General features: G+C 33.0%; 19 protein-coding genes. 1 reads left to right on the top strand and 18 read right to left on the bottom strand.

The window, feature by feature from the left end:
• Positions 1-9: 9 nt before the first annotated feature.
• From hemW to lepA, 3 genes are read right to left on the bottom strand one after another with little or no spacing between them, the layout of a single operon-like run.
• The gene (hemW, locus tag DICTH_RS04735) at positions 10-1,143 is read right to left on the bottom strand and encodes a radical SAM family heme chaperone HemW (RefSeq protein ID WP_012547739.1); all 1,134 of its coding nucleotides are present in this window, start codon (positions 1,141-1,143) and stop codon (positions 10-12) included.
• On the bottom strand, positions 1,130-1,888 hold the full coding sequence (gene surE, locus DICTH_RS04730; RefSeq protein ID WP_012548473.1) for a 5'/3'-nucleotidase SurE: 759 nt from the start codon (positions 1,886-1,888) through the stop codon (positions 1,130-1,132). The genes hemW and surE overlap by 14 nt, the downstream gene beginning before the upstream one ends.
• 3 nt (positions 1,889-1,891) lie before the next feature.
• Positions 1,892-3,694 (bottom strand): translation elongation factor 4, encoded by a 1,803-nt coding sequence (lepA, locus tag DICTH_RS04725; protein WP_012547645.1) that lies wholly within the window; start codon positions 3,692-3,694, stop codon positions 1,892-1,894.
• 143 nt (positions 3,695-3,837) lie between these two features.
• Between lepA and rpsT the strand changes: the two genes are divergently transcribed.
• A complete protein-coding gene (rpsT, locus tag DICTH_RS04720; protein ID WP_012547871.1) occupies positions 3,838-4,119 on the top strand; it encodes a 30S ribosomal protein S20 in 282 nt (93 codons plus the stop codon).
• On the opposite strand, the gene holA is transcribed toward rpsT, so the two are convergent.
• From holA to rsxC, 15 genes are all read right to left on the bottom strand, one after another.
• Entirely contained in the window at positions 4,099-5,085 is a 987-nt protein-coding gene (holA, locus tag DICTH_RS04715) for a DNA polymerase III subunit delta (RefSeq protein WP_012548711.1), read from the bottom strand. The two genes, rpsT and holA, sit on opposite strands and share 21 nt — an antisense overlap.
• Positions 5,066-6,160, bottom strand: a complete 1,095-nt coding sequence (locus DICTH_RS04710; protein WP_236608284.1) for a ComEC/Rec2 family competence protein — start codon at positions 6,158-6,160, stop codon at positions 5,066-5,068. Before DICTH_RS04710 ends, holA begins: the two co-directional genes overlap by 20 nt.
• A gap of 250 nt (positions 6,161-6,410) precedes the next feature.
• Entirely contained in the window at positions 6,411-6,965 is a 555-nt protein-coding gene (locus DICTH_RS04705; RefSeq protein WP_012548293.1) for a helix-hairpin-helix domain-containing protein, read from the bottom strand.
• Between the two features lie 3 nt (positions 6,966-6,968).
• A complete protein-coding gene (locus DICTH_RS04700) occupies positions 6,969-8,225 on the bottom strand; it encodes a S41 family peptidase (RefSeq protein ID WP_012547946.1) in 1,257 nt (418 codons plus the stop codon).
• Between the two features lie 12 nt (positions 8,226-8,237).
• Positions 8,238-9,368, bottom strand: coding sequence for a murein hydrolase activator EnvC family protein (locus tag DICTH_RS04695; RefSeq protein WP_081428030.1), 1,131 nt, complete (start codon positions 9,366-9,368; stop codon positions 8,238-8,240).
• Entirely contained in the window at positions 9,365-10,177 is an 813-nt protein-coding gene (locus tag DICTH_RS04690; protein WP_012548600.1) for a cell division protein FtsX, read from the bottom strand. The genes DICTH_RS04695 and DICTH_RS04690 overlap by 4 nt, the downstream gene beginning before the upstream one ends.
• 15 nt (positions 10,178-10,192) lie before the next feature.
• The gene (locus tag DICTH_RS04685) at positions 10,193-10,438 is read right to left on the bottom strand and encodes a DUF4321 domain-containing protein (RefSeq protein ID WP_012547548.1); all 246 of its coding nucleotides are present in this window, start codon (positions 10,436-10,438) and stop codon (positions 10,193-10,195) included.
• Complete coding sequence (locus tag DICTH_RS04680) at positions 10,435-10,968, bottom strand: Gx transporter family protein (RefSeq protein ID WP_012546915.1); 534 nt, start codon at positions 10,966-10,968, stop codon at positions 10,435-10,437. Before DICTH_RS04680 ends, DICTH_RS04685 begins: the two co-directional genes overlap by 4 nt.
• Entirely contained in the window at positions 10,965-11,969 is a 1,005-nt protein-coding gene (locus DICTH_RS04675) for an FAD:protein FMN transferase (RefSeq protein WP_012547752.1), read from the bottom strand. The genes DICTH_RS04680 and DICTH_RS04675 overlap by 4 nt, the downstream gene beginning before the upstream one ends.
• Complete coding sequence (locus DICTH_RS04670; protein ID WP_012548371.1) at positions 11,933-12,733, bottom strand: RnfABCDGE type electron transport complex subunit B; 801 nt, start codon at positions 12,731-12,733, stop codon at positions 11,933-11,935. The genes DICTH_RS04675 and DICTH_RS04670 overlap by 37 nt, the downstream gene beginning before the upstream one ends.
• Positions 12,734-12,748: 15 nt before the next feature.
• Positions 12,749-13,336 carry an electron transport complex protein RnfA gene (locus tag DICTH_RS04665; RefSeq protein WP_012548186.1) on the bottom strand — a complete coding sequence of 196 codons (588 nt, stop codon included), beginning with the start codon at positions 13,334-13,336 and terminating at the stop codon, positions 12,749-12,751.
• Positions 13,337-13,341: 5 nt separating this feature from the next.
• Positions 13,342-13,941, bottom strand: coding sequence for an electron transport complex subunit RsxE (rsxE, locus tag DICTH_RS04660; protein WP_012548759.1), 600 nt, complete (start codon positions 13,939-13,941; stop codon positions 13,342-13,344).
• A gap of 13 nt (positions 13,942-13,954) precedes the next feature.
• Positions 13,955-14,491, bottom strand: a complete 537-nt coding sequence (locus tag DICTH_RS04655; RefSeq protein ID WP_012547502.1) for an RnfABCDGE type electron transport complex subunit G — start codon at positions 14,489-14,491, stop codon at positions 13,955-13,957.
• Positions 14,488-15,444: an RnfABCDGE type electron transport complex subunit D gene (locus DICTH_RS04650; RefSeq protein ID WP_012547868.1), complete on the bottom strand. Its 957-nt coding sequence runs from the start codon at positions 15,442-15,444 to the stop codon at positions 14,488-14,490. Before DICTH_RS04650 ends, DICTH_RS04655 begins: the two co-directional genes overlap by 4 nt.
• Before the next feature lie 17 nt (positions 15,445-15,461).
• Complete coding sequence (rsxC, locus tag DICTH_RS04645; RefSeq protein WP_012547295.1) at positions 15,462-16,775, bottom strand: electron transport complex subunit RsxC; 1,314 nt, start codon at positions 16,773-16,775, stop codon at positions 15,462-15,464.
• Between the last annotated feature and the right edge of the window lie 4 nt (positions 16,776-16,779).

The following is a 16,779-nucleotide window of genomic DNA, read 5'->3' as shown; positions in this document are numbered from 1 at the left end:
TCATCCTCCTTAAAGGATATCCTGAAAGATCTCATTGGCAAGAAGTACACCTTTCTCAGTTAGAAATATCCTTCCATTTTCTTCTTTAATTAGTCCTTCCTCCACAAAAATAGGATAATTTTTCATAAAATATTCTATCTTTTTACCAAATCTACTTTCAAATTCTTCTCTCGCTACTCCTTCCAAAAGTCTTAATCTCAAAAAGAGATAATCCTTAGCAAGATCTTCACCTATTAAAAATTCTTTTTCCTCAATAGGCAACTTTCCTTCTTTTATTTTTTCATAGTATACATAAAGATGTTTATGATTTCCATATCTCATAGGAGGATCATAAGAATAAGCTGACACTCCGAATCCATAGTACTTTTCCTGATACCAATATTTCAGATTGTGCCTACACTTATAACCTTCTCCTTTAGAAAAGTTTGATATCTCATAATGAATAAAACCATTACCCTTAAGAAAATCCATAGCAAACGAAAACATTTCCGCTTCTAAATCATTTTCAGGAAGTTCTATTTCTGACTTAAGGTACATTTCATAAAAGGGAGTATCTTCTTCAATAATGAGATTATAGATAGATATATGCTCAGGCTCCAGCTTTAAAGTCTCTTTCAACGAGAAGCAAAAATCTTCCTTTCTCTGAAAGGGAAGAGCATAGATTATGTCAATATTTATATTGTCAAATCCAGCTTCTCTCAAGATATTAAAAGTTGTATAAATATCTTTTACATTATGAATCCTACCGAGAAGTTTTAACTCTTTCTCAAGAAAAGACTGTGCTCCTATACTTATTCGATTAACACTAAGTTCTTTCCATGCTCTTACCTTTTCTTTATTTACTGTTCCAGGATTAACTTCCATAGAAATTTCTACATCTTTGCTAATTTCAAATCTTTTATATATAAAATCAAGTATCTTTTCTAAACTACACAAAGAGAGAATAGAAGGAGTTCCTCCCCCTAGATATATAGTATCAACTAGTTCATTATTTGATTTCATATCTATCTCTTTTAAAAGATATTCTACATATCTTCCTTCCTCATCTTCGGAATAACTAAAAGATACAAAATCACAATATGGACACTTCTTTACACAGAAAGGTATATGTAAATATATACCAATAGGTTTAGAAGAGCTCATCTGCCTTTAGTAAATTAAGAAGAGAGTAATTTGTCATATCTGATTGGAGAGGGGTAATAGAAATCTTTCCATTCTTAACTGCCCATATATCAGAACCTTCTTCTCCGATTTCCTCAATGTAACCATGCAACCAAAAATACTCTTTATTTCTCGGATCAAGTCTCCTCTCAACTATATTTCTGTAATGAAACTTACCCTGATAAGTAAAACAAATTTCATCTACTTTAGCATTTGGTGGTACATTAATATTTAAAAAAGTTCCTTCAGGAATAATTTTTAGAAATTTACCAAATAATCTAATTAGCAACTCTGTAGCTTTTTTAAAATCTTCCTCTTCTCCATCCTGAGATACAGAGATAGAGACTGCAGGAATACCGTTTAAAGAGGCTTCTCTTGCTCCTGAAACAGTACCTGAATAGATTATATCATTTCCCAAGTTGTATCCTTTATTTATGCCAGAGATTACCAGGTCTGGCTTTTGAGACAAGATGGCATAAAGTCCTAACAATACGCAATCTGCAGGATTGCCATTAGTACTCCATACTTTGACTTTCTTAAGAGGCCATTTAACTTCATTTACCCTTAAAGGTTTATGCAAAGTAATAGCATGACTTCCTCCACTTCTTTCTCTCTCAGGTACAATAATATAGACCTCTCCCAATTTACTAAGTTCTTTTCCCATGATCTTTAAGGCTGGAGAGTTTATTCCATCATCATTTGTTATTAGAATTTTATACTTTTCCATAGCCTAATCTCTCTTAAGAACAGTCCAAAAGGCTTCTTGAGGGATCTCTACATGTCCTATCTTCTTCATTCTCTTTTTACCTTCCTTTTGCTTTTCAAGGAGTTTCTTCTTTCTTGTTACATCACCACCATAACATTTTTGCAGAACATTCTTTTTAAGAGGTTTTATCTCTTCCCGAGCTATTATTTTACTTCCTATTCCAGCTTGAATTACTACCTCAAAAAGTTGCCTTGGAATAACATTTTTAAGCTTTTGCACTAGTTTTCTTGCCTCTTCGTAAGCTTTATCTCTATGGACAATAATAGAAAGAGCATCTACTGGTTTTCCATTTATAAATACATCAAGCTTCACAAGATTTTCTGGCCTATATCCTATAAATTCGTAATTCATAGAACCATAACCTCTAGTTATAGATTTTAATATATCAAAAAAGTCCGTAATTATCTCTGAAAGAGGAAGTTCTGCTGTAATTAGTATTCTAGTAGGTGTTAAATATTCCATATTTTTGAATATTCCTCTTCTCCTATCAATAAGTTCCATTATTCCTCCCACATAATCATTGGGAGTCACAATACTTGCCAATACAAAAGGTTCTCTAAACTCAGCGATATCATAAGGGGGTGGCAATTCCAAAGGATTTTGAACAATTTTTTTCTCGCCACTCTTGGTTATAACTTCATAAGCCACTAATGGCACTGTAGTAATTATATTTAGATCAAATTCCTTTTCTAATCTCTCCTGCACAATTTCAAGGTGAAGTAAACCCAAGAAACCGCAACGAAAACCAAAACCAAGAGCAGGAGAGGTCTCTGGCTCATAATATAAAGACGCATCATTTAGACTAAGCTTCTGAAGAGCATCTCTTAATTTATCATATTCTTCGTTTTCAATAGGATAAATCCCACAGAAAACCATAGGCTGAAGTCTTCTGTATCCAGGAAGAGGCTCTTTAGCTGGATTTTGAGCCAAGGTTATAGTATCTCCTACCCTCGCTTCGGCTATCTCTTTAATATTTGCAACTATATATCCTACTTCGCCAGCTGTTAAACTTTCTACAGGCTTCATTTCAGGAGAAAAAATACCAACCTCTTGAACCTCATATTCTTTATCAGTAGACATAAGCTTAATTTTATCTCCAATTCTCACTTCCCCCTCAAATACTCTCACATAAACTATTACTCCTCTATAAGAATCATACTTCGCATCAAAGATCAAGGCTTGAAGAGGATTTAAAGGATTTCCTTTAGGAGAAGGAATATATTTTACTATACCCTCTAATAGCTCCTCTATACCCCATCCTTCTTTGGCACTCACAAAAAAGGTTTCACCTATATAATCCTTACCCAACAATTCTGCAATTTCTTCAGCAACCCTTTCGGGTTCAGCATTAGGAAGATCTATTTTATTTACCACCGGTACTATAACAAGGTTATTCTCAAGAGCAAGAAGTAGATTATTTATGGTCTGTGCTTCGATGCCCTGAGAGGCGTCCACCACTAGTATAGCTCCTTCACAGGCAGCAAGACTTCTTGAAACTTCATAAGTAAAATCCACATGTCCCGGAGTATCAATTAAGTTCAACTCGTAAGTTTCTCCATTTTTTGATTTGTATAAAAGTCTAACAGCTTGAGCTTTTACTGTTATTCCTCTTTCCCTCTCTACGTCAAGAGTATCTAAGATTTGATCTTTCATTTTTCTTTTTTCAATTGTTCCAGTATACTCAAGAAGCCTATCTGCTAGAGTGGATTTTCCATGATCTACGTGGGCGATTATACTAAAGTTTCTTATTTTTGATGTATCCTTCATAAATATTTCTTCCTCCTTTTTTCCATATTCTAAATTATATAATAATCAAGTCATCTTTTGTTTTAGAGAATTTTATGCTATAATTCAGTCTGTTAAAAATTAACATCATAAAAATTTTAAGATAAAGGAGAGGGAAATAAAAGATGGCAAATACAAAGTCAGCAATCAAAAGAATTAAAATTAGTGAAAGAAATAGAATCAGAAACAGAATCAGATTAGGTAAAATTAAATTTTACACTAAGCAATTTCTAAAATTATTAGAAGAGAATAAAATTGAAGAAGCAAAAAAAGTACTTCCTGAAGTAATAAGCGCCATTGACAAAGCAGCTCAAAAAGGCACCTTACACAAAAACACAGCAGCAAGAAAAAAGTCTAAACTTATGAGGCTTCTTAATCAAAAACTTTCAGCTAACCTTTCTTCCTAATTTGAGTAGAACTTTTTCTATCAATATCCTTTGATCCTTAGCTGTAGTTTTATACTCTATATCAACCTGCCGCAGAAGGAAGTAAATCTCCATGAGCTCTGCGGCAGTGTATTTTGTTAATGCATCTATGGACTTTTTAACCACAAAAGGATGTAGATCCAGTTTATTTGCGATTTCTTCAGAAGAATAACCTTCTTTAAGAAGGGCGTTTATTCTTAAAAGTTGTCTCATTTGCTTTATTACTATCTCAAGTATAACCTGAGGATATACTCCTTCATTCCACAAAGTATCTATTCCTGAAAATGCAAGAAGAAAATCTCTTCTCAATAAAGCATCCAGAAAAGTGTAAAACGCAACTTCTTGGGTAGATAAAACCTTTTTAAGATCTTCTATTGTAACTGATTCTTTCTCTCCTACAAAGGCACAGATCTTATCTATTTCCTGCATCAAAACTCCCATCTTATCAGAATAATTTGTGGAGAGAAAATATACACTCTCTTCGTCTATAGATTTATTCCTTTCTTGAAACTTCTCCTTAATCCATTTTCTCAAAGCATCAGCCCTAAATTTTGTAAACTCAACTATACCTTCTGGAGGTATATATTTAGCATAACTAATCTTCTTAGGCTTCTCCTCCTCTGCATTAGCCATAAAAACAACACATGTATTTGTCAATTTTTTAAACAATAAATCAAGTTTCTTAGGCATATTCTGATCTTTTAGTTCCTGAGCATGCCTCACTACTACCAACTGAGTTCCCAAGAGTGGTGGGGATTCTAAATAAGGTATTATATTGTCCCAAGTAATCTCATCTGCAAAAAAGGCAACATAATTTGCATCCTTAAATCTTGCTTTTCTAAGCTCTATAAGAGCTTCTTCCATAAGAAATTTTTCCTCTCCTGTAAATAAATATACAGGAGAAAATTTCTTCTCTTTAAGTGAATGTTTAAACTCCCAGTAGTTCATCTTCCCCTCTTTTTCTCATTATCATTGGAAGTAATATGAGAAATAAACTAATTAACAAGCTTATTTTATAATGAGAAACAATTAAATGCAAACCTTGAAATAAAATATCCATTAAAATCGTTAAGACTTTTTCAAAGATATAACTTATTGGAAAAGAGGCAACTATTAAATAAAAAACAGAAAAGAAAAGAATTATACTAAAGATAGGAATAGAGAAAAAATTGGCAAGAATACTTATTGGTTTCAGTCCCCCAAAATAATAAATATTTAGAGGTGCTAAAAATAGCATAAGCCAGAAAGAACTCTCCCAAATCTCCTGTAAATAATTAGACATAAATTTTGGGAATTTAGGCTTATAAAGAAGACCTAACATGGCCATATAAGATAATTGAAAACTTATGTTAAATAATTTTAAAGGAGAGATAATAAGATTAATAAAAGCTACCCAAAAGATAGCATTTAGAGGATCCTCTTCTCTTCTTAGAAGAAAAGCAATAAGAAGGAAAACATATTCCCCTATTACTCTCCAAACAGGAGGATTATCACCTATTATCCATCCATAAAAAATTAAAATAGGAAGAAGCATAATTTTGGTAACAATTCTACGGAAGGGAAATAAAAAGCTAAAAATATTTATGAGGAAAGAAATATGAAGTCCAGAGATAGCAAGTAAGTGGGCAGTCCCAGTTTCTACAAACAGATTTTTTATCTCTTCAGAAAGACCTCTCTTCTCTCCTATTATTATGGCCAATAAAAAATTCTTTTTATAATCCCCAAATCTTGAATATATATCATTAATCTTTTCTCTTAAATTAACTCTTATCTTTTCTAAAGAACTTTTATTATTCTTTTTAAATAGATAAATCTTTTGAGCTTTAATCAAATATATAAGACTCTCATCCCAGAGAGCATAAAGATTAGATTGATTTAAGGGATATAATTTTACATTCTCCAATAGCAACTCGTCACCTATATTAAATTTTTTTGCTACACTTATCCTTCCTTTTTCATTAAATCCCTCTATTTGAACCACATAACTGTAAAAGTGCTTTTTCTCAAAATAATCCTTCACCACTACCCTTAAACTCTTTATATCTACATTTTCATATGCCCTAAATTGAGGGATATTGATTTTGTATAGATAAAATCCAATAAGGAAAAAAATTGCTAAAAATATGTAAAGCCAAATCTTTTTTCTTTGTGAAAGTAGAATTAATAGCGGAAAAAGTAAGAAAAAATAAAAAAAGCTTAGATTAAGCTTTGAAAATATGACTCCTAATATGTAAGAAATTAAAAAGTAGAAAGAATATGGAAATTTCAAAAAATCACCATGTAATTTGATCTTTTATTTTTTCAAGTTTTTTCTCTCCAATTCCTTTTACATTTAACAAGTCCTCTGCAGAAGTAAAAACTCCGTTTTCTTCTCTATACTCGATAATCCTCTGGGCTAAAGTCGGACCAATACCTGGAAGAGATTCTAATTCTTCTTTGCTTGCTGTATTTATATTTACTTTGCCCTTCTTCTCTAACCCATCTTTTAAAGCATTCTGATTCTTAGAATTACTATCCAAATTATCATCCTTTGGAGGTATATAGATTTTAGAACCATCTTTCAGAAAATCTGCAAGATTAATTCTATCCAAATCTGCAGAGGGCAAGGGTCCACCTGCTAAATTAACTGCATCAATAACCCTTGCCCCTTCCTCCAATCTATAAACTCCTGGATTTTTAACCTCCCCCGTCACATGAACAATAACAAAGTTACTTTTATCTTCAGTACTATTATTTTTATTCCCAAAATTAGCAAAGAAAGAAAATAAAATTCCAACAAATATTATTAAAAAGATAGCTAAGACTAATTTTTCCCTCTTTTCAAACATTATTTAATTTTTATTCAGCACTAATTTCTCTGTTTTTCCTAATTTAGATATTTGCTTAAGAAGCACCTCTATAGCTTTATTCAATTGTATATCATTATCCTTACCCACATTCTCTGGTGCCATCTCTACAACCACATCTGGTTGCACTCCTTCTTTATTTATATCTCTACCAGATGGCAGTAAATACTTCTCTGTAGTTATCTTCAAGGCAGATCCATCAGAGAGAGTGAATATAGTTTGAACTACACCTTTCCCAAAAGTCTTTTCTCCCACAAGAATTCCCTTACCATAATCCTTAAGAGCTCCTGAAAGTATTTCTGAAGCACTTGCAGAATATCTGTTTACAAGTACCACAAGAGGTTTATTCCATCTATATATCCCCTTAACTACTTTCTCTCCATACAAGTTTTTATCTCTATCAATTCTATAAACTACTACTCCTTTAGTTGTAAAAGTTTTTGTCTCCCCATTTTTTATTACTGTTTTCACCTGATCACTATCTGATATAAAAATACTTGCAATCATTACAGCAGACCTCAAATCCCCACCGGGGTTATTTCTCAAATCAAGTATTAATCCTGAGGTCTTCTCTAATTTTTTCAATGCATCTATCATCTTTTGAGGGGAATTCTGGGTGAATTCATAAAACTTGATATAACCAATGTTATTCTTTAAGGTTTTATAATCTACAACAGGCACCTCTATTATTTCTCTCTTTAAAGTATACTCATAGTATTTTTTATCAGAATCTCTATAAATTTTTATTTTAACTTCTTTCCCTACTTCCCCTCTAATTAGAGAAACAACCACATCTAAGGGTTTTCCAACAACTGATTGTCCATCAACTTCAACAATTTCATCTCCTGCCTTTATACCTGCCTTATATGCAGGAGTATTTTCTATAGGAGAGACTACAAGGATCTTGCCATCCCTTGATTCTATTCTTATACCTATTCCTCCAAATGCTCCCTGCATATCTTCAGTAAAAGTTTTAAAAGACTTTGGATCAAAAAACTCTGTATACGGATCATCAAGAGCTTTTACCATGCCCTTTATGGATTCATATTCTAACTTCTTGTTATCAAGATTTTTCTCAATATACGCATTTCTCACATAATACAACGCTTCGATATATACTCTTATGCTAGAAATAATATCCTCTAAAGAATCTTTTGCATTAGTGAGCTTAGGTAAAAAGAAAAACCCTATACCAATTATTACAACAAATAATAGAAGCCAAAATCTTTTTCTCACTTTCATCTTATCCTCCTTTTATCTTATTAACCAACTTAAAGGATCTACTGGATCTCCATTCACCCTTACTTCAAAATGTAAATGTGGCCCCGTACTAAGTCCTGTTGTCCCCACATAACCTATTATATCTCCTTCAGCTATTTCTTCGCCCACTCTTGCCACAATTTTTGAAAGATGTCCATAAACAGTAGAAATTTTACCACCATGATCAATTATAACCATATTACCATATCCTCCATACCAACCCGCAAAAATAATTCTACCAGATGCTGCTGCTCTAACGGGCGTTCCATAAGAAGCAGCTATATCAACTCCTGTATGAAAAAGAGGAGCACCACCTAATATAGGATGTCTTCTTATTCCAAACCCCGAAGTTATAGATCCAATAACTGGCCAAGATAGCCTTCCCTTTTGAGCCTTTTGAATGTTTGAAGAAGCCAATTTTCTAATCATCTGCTCTATCTCTTTCGATTCCCTTTCTAAAGTTGCTACTACTTGTTGCTGATATCTTTTTTGAGTTCTAATTTTTTCTAAGTAAGCTAATTTTTCATTTTTCTTCCTCTCTATATAGGCCTTTTTTTCAGCTATACTTCTCACTAAAGCCTCAACATTTCTTTTTTCTTCTTCCCATTTCTTTTTTGTTTGCTCAATGTCTTTACATTGAGTATTTAGATTGTTGAGTCTTCCTGCTTCAAGTTTCATAAGGGATTTTAAATAATAAGGAACTGCTATCTGATAAAAAGGATCATTTAAAAATATTAGACTAAAAGAGTTTTTACTCTGCAGTAATTTATAAGATTCGCCTAAATTTTCCTTAAAATTCAAACTTCTGTATTTTAAATTTCTTTGAAGAATATTCAACTGTGTAGACAATACAGTTAACTTAGCCTGTGCTTCCCTTAATCTCGACTCAGCAACATTTAATTCCCTTTCTGCCCTGTCAAGTTCATAATCAATTTTGCTTATTTCACGAACAATATTGAATTCGGTAGATTCCAAAGCTTTAATTTGCTGTTTTAGGGACTGAATTTGCTTTTGTTTCTGTTGCAATTCTTTTTGCTTCTGAAGAATTATAGATGAAGTATCGGCCCCGTAAGCTAAGACTATTATCAATGTTAATGTCAAAATGACACTTATAAAGGCTCTCATTTTAGTCTCTGAAAACTCATTAAAGCAGAAGTAAAGCTTACTATTATGCTTGAGAGTATAAAGTACAAAAGCCAAACCAAAATATGCTTAATATCAAATACAAATTCAAAATACGGCAGATAAATCATTACTTGCTCTTTTATAAAAGAAGAAATAAAAAAGACTAACAAAAAAGATATAAATGCCGATGTAAGAGTAACAAAAATATTCTCCCATATTTGAGAAGATACTGAGAAATTTGGAAAAGCCAAGTGGGCATGAGCAAGAAGTTCTACTGAGATTATTAAAAAAGCAAGACTACCTAAGTAGATATATAGCTTCTTAATATAGTTTATAACACTATTAAGCTTATACCATTGATTTACCATCTCTTCAGAATATCTTACTTCCTCTACGAAGTTATAATTCATAATAAAACTTAATAAATACTCAATATTATCAAGGTTTAAAGGAGTAATTTCTAAGGCTTTAGGTAAACTATCAGGTGATCCCCATGCAAATATGTCATTTTCCTTTCCAATAATCTCCTTTAGCTTCTCCCACGCATCTTTCTGAGTTATGTAACTTATTTCTTTTATACGAAAGTTTGCTTTCAGATCATCTATAATCTTTAATACCTGAGAATCAGGAGTTTTTGGTGTTATAAAAGCATAGATTTTTATTTTTTCAATCCACATATTTAAAGAACCATTCATAGCTGTAATAAAAATTGCAAGAGAGAAAAAAACAAAGTATAAGATAATGAAACCCAAATATAAAAATATACCCTTACTTTTCAATCCTTCCCAAAATTCTTTAACCCCTGACATATTTAAATTATACCTCTATATCTTATAGAAAAGCAATACAATCAAAATTCCTATGATACTCCCAAGATTTAACTTTAAATTAAATCCAAGAGTAAAGACAAAAAAATAAAAATCGAAATTAACAGGAGAAAAGCCAATACTTATTCCTCTCTTCAAAAATTCAAGTTTATCTGACAATGCTTCCGCTAAAACCCCACCTACTAAAAACCCTAAAATTAGTAAAAGAACAAACATTCTTGTAGAAGTCTTGTTTCTTCTCATAATTCACCCCCAATATATTTCTCTATAAATTTCAATACATACCCCCCTACTACTCCATTAAAAAATCCTGTTATAACCCCAAAAACTATTAAAAAAGGCGCATAATATAGAATAGCAGAATGAAAGACAAAAAACATCACTATTATAAGTTGAATAAAATTATGAGTCAAAGCTCCTATTATACTGTTAGAGATTAAACTAATTTTAGACTTAGCTAGTATTCCCATAACTATAGTGCTCCCCATTCCCCCAAAAAATCCTAAATAAAAAGATATGTTTAAAAAACCCCCTAATATAATGTTTACTATGATCACCCTAAATAGAGTTATAATCAATGCTTCTCTTAAACCCAATATGTATACAGCAATTAAAGAGATTATATTTGCAATTCCTACTTTACCTCCAGGAAGAGGAAAAAAGGGAGTTATAAACAGGCTTTCTAAATAATAAAGCACACAAGCAAGAGCTAATAACAATCCCAATAAAGAAATATAATATACTCTATTTTTTCTAATATTCGCAGTTTTCATTTTTTTACAAAATATATGTTGGGAGAATACCAAATTTTCCTATCTTTAAAGACAATTATAACCCCCAAGTCTGCAAACTTTTGCCAATAAGACATTGCTTTATCTCCCATCACAAAAAAGGCTGTAGATAAAGCATCAGCTTCTACAGCCTTCTTACTTATAACACTTACACTCATAATCTCTTCTTGGGGATAGCCTGTTTTAGGATTAATCAGATGACAGTATCTCACTCCATTTTTTACAAAGTACCTCTCATAATCTCCTGACGTAGCTACAGATCCTTCATTAATGTAAACTGATCCTATATAATCATCCAATCTACGAGGATCTCTAATTCTTATCTCCCACTTATTATCCTCTTTAGGTCTACCATAAACCCCTATTTGTCCACCTATATTTAGAAGAGCACCTCTTATCTTATATTTTCCCAATAATGATAATAGTCTATCCAAGATATAGCCCTTTGCTATTCCTCCAAGATCAATTTCCATTCCTTTAGGAACAAATACCATACTGTCTTTTATTTGAATTTTCTTATAATCCACCCTCTTTAACTCTTTTCTCAAAACAGCCTCCTCAGGTACTTTGTAATCCTTATCATAAAAACCCCAAAGCTCTAAAATAGGAGCAATTGTAGGATCAAAATAGCCATCGGTCAGCCTTGAGTAATATATTGCTTTTTCTATCACATCAATGGTATCCTTTGATACTTTTACCCACTTTCCTGAATTAGAATTTATCTTATATATCTCACTTTTTTTATTAAATCTATCCAAAATATCAGCTAAATGTTCTAACTTTTCCCAACAATCACTTACAGCTTTATCTCCATCTTTCCCCCAAACTCTAATTTCCACAAAAGTATCCATCAAGATTCCCTTTTTGTAATATTCTTTCTGTTCATTAAAATTCTTTATAAATAAAAAAAGTAAGAACCCTACAACTAAAAGAGAAATAATTATCTTTATTTCTTTAGTAATATGAGAGCCTTTGTAGGACATTTCTCCACACAGATTCCACAGCCATCACAAAGATTGTAGTCAATAACAGGAAATCTTCCATCCATTTTTATAGCACCCTTAGGACACACTTTTTCGCAGATTCCACAACCTATACATGCTTTAGAACATACTTTTCTAGCCTCAGGACCTGGGAGTTCTGACCTACATCCTAAAAGAAGAGGTATATTGATAGGAAGAAGAGTTAAAATTCCTCTTGGGCAAGCTTTTACACATAAGCCACATCCTGTACATTTTTCAATATCTATCTTTGGAAGACCATCTTCTCCCATATAAATTGCGTCAAAGGGGCATACCTTAACACAGTCTCCAAATCCTAAACATCCTGTGGTACATCCTTTGTACCCAGCTTGAACCATATTTGCAGCCTTACAAGTATCTACACCTTTATAAATATATCTATCCTGAGCTATTCCTCTCCCACCTTGGCAAGTAAGAAAAGCCACATTTTTAGTTATAGTAATATTTTCATTTAATCCTAGTACCTCTGCTATACCCTTAGCAACCTTTTCTCCTCCAGCAACACAACCAGTATAAGGAGCTATCCCCTCTACCACTGCTTTTGCAAACCCTTCACAACCAGGATATCCACAAGCACCACAATTAGCCCCTGGAAGTACATTTAATATTTTTTCAATACGCGGATCAGTTTCTACTTTCAATTTCTCTCCAGCAATTGCGAGGCCTACTCCAAATAAGAGTCCTATCAAGCCTAATACCATTAAAGATATAAATACTAGTCCCATATCTTAGAACCTCCCCTAATGCGCTAATCCTTGAAAACCTAAAAAGATAAGAGCAAGAAGACCGGCAGAGATAAAAACTATAGGATAACCTTTCCAAAACTCAGGTATATCTGAGTATGATAATCTATCTCTTATACTTGCAAGCAGAATCAAAGCAATAGTAAAACCCAAAGATACACCTAAAGAATAAACTATAGCTTCTATTAAATTATGCCCATAATTTATATTCAACAATGTAACCCCAAGTATAGCACAGTTAGTAGTTATTAGAGGTAAATATATTCCCATAGCTTTATATAACCCTGACAAGAACCTTTTTATAACCATTTCTACCAATTGAACCAAAACTGCAATAACAAGGATAAAAGCAATAGTCCTTAGAAATAATAAATTTAAAGGCACTAATATATAGTAGTAGATGAAGAAAGTAACCACTGAAGCCATTACCATAACAAAAGTAACGGCAGCCCCCATACCTATAGAGGTTTCAATCTGAGTACTCATTCCTACAAAAGGACACAAAGCTAAAAATCTCATGAAAACAATATTATTTATTAGAGAGGCAGATATGAAAAGCATAAAAAGTTTGCCTATTATATTCATAATTATTACCTCCTACCCATCCTCTTTTCAAACCACTTTAACAAACCTATCAATAGGCCTATACCCCAAAAAGCTCCTGGAGGCATTGTAAATACCTTAGCTGGATTAAACCAACTGAACAAAGTTTTTCCCAAGATAGTACCATTTCCTAAGAATTCCCTGATTAAACCAAGAGCCACAATAGCCCAAATATAACCTATACTTATACCAATTCCATCGGCAATGGACTCTAAAACATTGTGCCTATATGCAAAAGCTTCTGCTCTCCCAATAATAATACAATTTACCACGATTAAAGGAATAAATATACCCAACGCCTTATAAAGCTCTGGAAAATAAGCTGAGATTACCAAGTCAACAATTGTAGTAAAAGTACCAATTACAATAATAAAAACAGGTATTCTTATCTCATTTGGGGTTATGGGTCTCAATAAAGAAACAAAAATGTTAGAAAAAATCATCACAAAGGAAAAAGCAAGTCCCATTCCAATTGCATTCTGTACGCTTGTAGATACTGCAAGTACAGAACAGAGACCTATCATCAATATGAGTACAGGATTCTCCTTAAAAATACCATTAACTACATACTTAAGAAAGTCTTTCATATCTTACCCCCCCCTAAATCTTATTATGCTTTAAAACCTCATTAATTGCTCTGACTACTGCCGAAGAGGATATGGTTGCACCTGAAACAGGCTTAACGTTCTTCTTAACTTCTAAATTTGCTTCTTTCTTACCTATAAACTGTGCTAAGAAATCATCTTTCGTAACCTCAGTACCAAGACCAGGAGTCTCCTGTTGGGATACAACCTTTACTTTTTCTATTGCTCCGCTATCATTTATTGCAACAAGTAATACTATATCACTACTATATCCTTTGGTAGACACTTCCCAAACTCTTCCTACATCTTTTCCATCCTTTTTTGCTATATATATTTCCTTTATGGTAACCAGGGGATCAAAACTATTTGGCTTATTTGATGACGACACAAAATCTGAAGCATCAGGAATAAGTTCTTTAAGTAACATTATTTTCTCTCTTATTTTATTAGCTTCTATAACCTTCTGTGTGGTTTCATAGGTATAAGCAAGAACACCACCGGCTATTGCACAAATAATAAATAAAGTTAACCCATATCTTAGGATGTTTTTCATTTTTTCACCTCTCCAAATCTACGAGGTTTTACAAGGTTATCAATCAGAGGAGTCAAGGCATTCATAACAAGAATCCCATAAGAAACACCCTCAGGATAAGCCCCCCAAAATCTTATAACTATAGTAAATAAACCTGCCCCTATACCGAAAATTAGCCTACCTTTCGAGGTCAACGGGGTAGTTACCCAATCTGTAGCCATAAAAAATGCTCCTAAAAATAAACCTCCTGATAATATATGGAAGATAGGATCTTTACCTACCAAGAATGAAACTATGAATACTGTCAAAATAAAAGAAACTGGAATTTTCCAATCAATAATATTTTTATAGATAAGCCATAAACCACCTAAAAGTAAGAGTAAAACTGATGTTTCTCCGATACAACCAGCTCTGTTTCCTATAAAAAGTTCCCAATAGCTTGGTAAAGAATATCCTGCAAGTTTAAGCTTTTCTATGGCAAGAGGTGTGGCAGTAGAAACATTAGACATAAAACCTAAACCATTTATGGGCTTTACCCAAGAAGTCATGATTTGAGGATAAGAAGATAAGAGAAATGCTCTCCCTACAAGAGCAGGATTTAAAAAATTTTCCCCAATTCCCCCAAAAACCTGCTTAGCAAGTAATATTGCTACACCTGTTCCAATTATAGGAATCCAAAGAGGAACATTTGGGGGTAGAATTAATGCAAGCAAAAGCCCAGTAACTACAGCACTATAGTCTTTAAGTATAGTAAGTGGTTTTCTTCTAATATATAAGGCAAGAGCTTCCCATAAAACTGAAGAAATAACACTCACAATTATTACTATAAGAGAGTAGATACCAAAAAAGTATATACCTCCAAGAGTAGCAGGCAAAAGTGCAAAGATTACTTGCTTCATTGCGTAAGAAGTATCTTCATGGGTAAAAATATGAGGAGAGGAAGAAACAATTAGTTTTTCATTTTCTAATTCCATAAATAGTTCTCCTCCCTTTACTTTCTTCTCTTTGCCAAAACATCAGCCTTTCCTACCCTAATCCATTGAAGAAGAGGTCTTCTCGAGGGACATATATAGTTACAAGAGCCACATTCAATACAATCTAATATTCCCAATTCTTCCGCTTCGATTAATTTACCTTTTTTAACATATCTCGCTAACGTTGTTGGCATAAGTCCCATTGGACATACATCTAAGCATTTTCCACATCTTACACAAGGTATTGGTTCATAATATTCTACTTTCTCCTCTGGAAATACTACTACTCCAGATGTACCCTTAATTATTGGAATATTTAAGTCGTATATAGCAACTCCCATCATAGGTCCCCCAAATAAAATTTTTCCAGGTTTACCTTTAAAGCCTCCTGCATGTTCTATCAATTTTATTACAGGAGTACCTATTAAAACCTCCACATTTTTAGGAGAATTAACACCTTCTCCTGTAACAGTAACACCTCTAGAGATTAAAGGAAGCCCCGTTCTGAAATGCTCAGCTATGGCTGCCGCTGTACCCACATTATTCACTACCACTCCTACATCCATAGGAAGACCACCAGATGGTACTTCTCTATCTAATATTGCTTTTATAAGATGCTTTTCCGATCCTTGAGGGTACTTTGTAGGTAAAGTAACTATCTCAATATCACTATCTGCATATTTTTTCAGGACTTCAACTGCGTCTTTCTTATTATCCTCAACTCCTATAATTCCTCTCTTCACTCCAAGAACATACATTAAAATACGTAAACCCTCTATTATTAGTTCTGGTTTTTCTAACATCAATCTATAATCAATAGTCAAGTAAGGCTCACATTCTGCCCCATTTAAAATAACAGTATCTATCTTCTTCTCAGGAGGAGGAGAAACCTTAACATGAGTAGGAAAAGCTGCACCTCCAAGGCCAACAATACCAGCTTCTCTAATTCTAGTTTTAATCTCATCAGGTGAAAGATTTTGCCAATTTAAAGAAGGAGTAATTTCGGGATAAACTTCATCCTTTCCATCAGGTTCTATTTCTATGCCCAAAATCTGTTTTCCTGTTGGATGGGGATAAAGACCAATTCTTTTAACAATACCTGAAGTAGGAGCATGAATAGGGGCTGAAACATATGCTTGTTTATCTCCTATTTTTTGCCCTTTATATACATAATCTTTTACTTTCACTAAAGGATCATTAGGGGCTCCTGTGTGTTGCCATGTAAAAATGATCAGTTTGTCTGGAAGAGGTAATCTAGATATAGGTATATCCTTAGAAAGTTCTTTCTTTTCGGGAGGATGTACACCACCTTTAAAACTAAGCCCCTTCATGTGG

It is taken from the genome of Dictyoglomus thermophilum H-6-12 (genome assembly GCF_000020965.1).
GTDB lineage: Bacteria > Dictyoglomota > Dictyoglomia > Dictyoglomales > Dictyoglomaceae > Dictyoglomus > Dictyoglomus thermophilum.
The sequence above is the reverse complement of the archived record's forward strand: the minus strand, read 5'-3'. Positions and strand labels throughout refer to the sequence as shown.

Coding starts and splice junctions, on each gene's coding strand:
- hemW (WP_012547739.1), bottom strand. CDS start 1,143: ATGAGCTCTTCTAAACCTATTGGTATATATTTACATATACCTTTCTGT.
- surE (WP_012548473.1), bottom strand. CDS start 1,888: ATGGAAAAGTATAAAATTCTAATAACAAATGATGATGGAATAAACTCT.
- lepA (WP_012547645.1), bottom strand. CDS start 3,694: ATGAAGGATACATCAAAAATAAGAAACTTTAGTATAATCGCCCACGTA.
- rpsT (WP_012547871.1), top strand. CDS start 3,838: ATGGCAAATACAAAGTCAGCAATCAAAAGAATTAAAATTAGTGAAAGA.
- holA (WP_012548711.1), bottom strand. CDS start 5,085: ATGAACTACTGGGAGTTTAAACATTCACTTAAAGAGAAGAAATTTTCT.
- DICTH_RS04705 (WP_012548293.1), bottom strand. CDS start 6,965: ATGTTTGAAAAGAGGGAAAAATTAGTCTTAGCTATCTTTTTAATAATA.
- DICTH_RS04700 (WP_012547946.1), bottom strand. CDS start 8,225: ATGAAAGTGAGAAAAAGATTTTGGCTTCTATTATTTGTTGTAATAATT.
- DICTH_RS04695 (WP_081428030.1), bottom strand. CDS start 9,368: ATGAGAGCCTTTATAAGTGTCATTTTGACATTAACATTGATAATAGTC.
- DICTH_RS04690 (WP_012548600.1), bottom strand. CDS start 10,177: ATGTCAGGGGTTAAAGAATTTTGGGAAGGATTGAAAAGTAAGGGTATA.
- DICTH_RS04685 (WP_012547548.1), bottom strand. CDS start 10,438: ATGAGAAGAAACAAGACTTCTACAAGAATGTTTGTTCTTTTACTAATT.
- DICTH_RS04680 (WP_012546915.1), bottom strand. CDS start 10,968: ATGAAAACTGCGAATATTAGAAAAAATAGAGTATATTATATTTCTTTA.
- DICTH_RS04675 (WP_012547752.1), bottom strand. CDS start 11,969: ATGTCCTACAAAGGCTCTCATATTACTAAAGAAATAAAGATAATTATT.
- DICTH_RS04670 (WP_012548371.1), bottom strand. CDS start 12,733: ATGGGACTAGTATTTATATCTTTAATGGTATTAGGCTTGATAGGACTC.
- DICTH_RS04665 (WP_012548186.1), bottom strand. CDS start 13,336: ATGAATATAATAGGCAAACTTTTTATGCTTTTCATATCTGCCTCTCTA.
- rsxE (WP_012548759.1), bottom strand. CDS start 13,941: ATGAAAGACTTTCTTAAGTATGTAGTTAATGGTATTTTTAAGGAGAAT.
- DICTH_RS04655 (WP_012547502.1), bottom strand. CDS start 14,491: ATGAAAAACATCCTAAGATATGGGTTAACTTTATTTATTATTTGTGCA.
- DICTH_RS04650 (WP_012547868.1), bottom strand. CDS start 15,444: ATGGAATTAGAAAATGAAAAACTAATTGTTTCTTCCTCTCCTCATATT.
- rsxC (WP_012547295.1), bottom strand. CDS start 16,775: ATGAAGGGGCTTAGTTTTAAAGGTGGTGTACATCCTCCCGAAAAGAAA.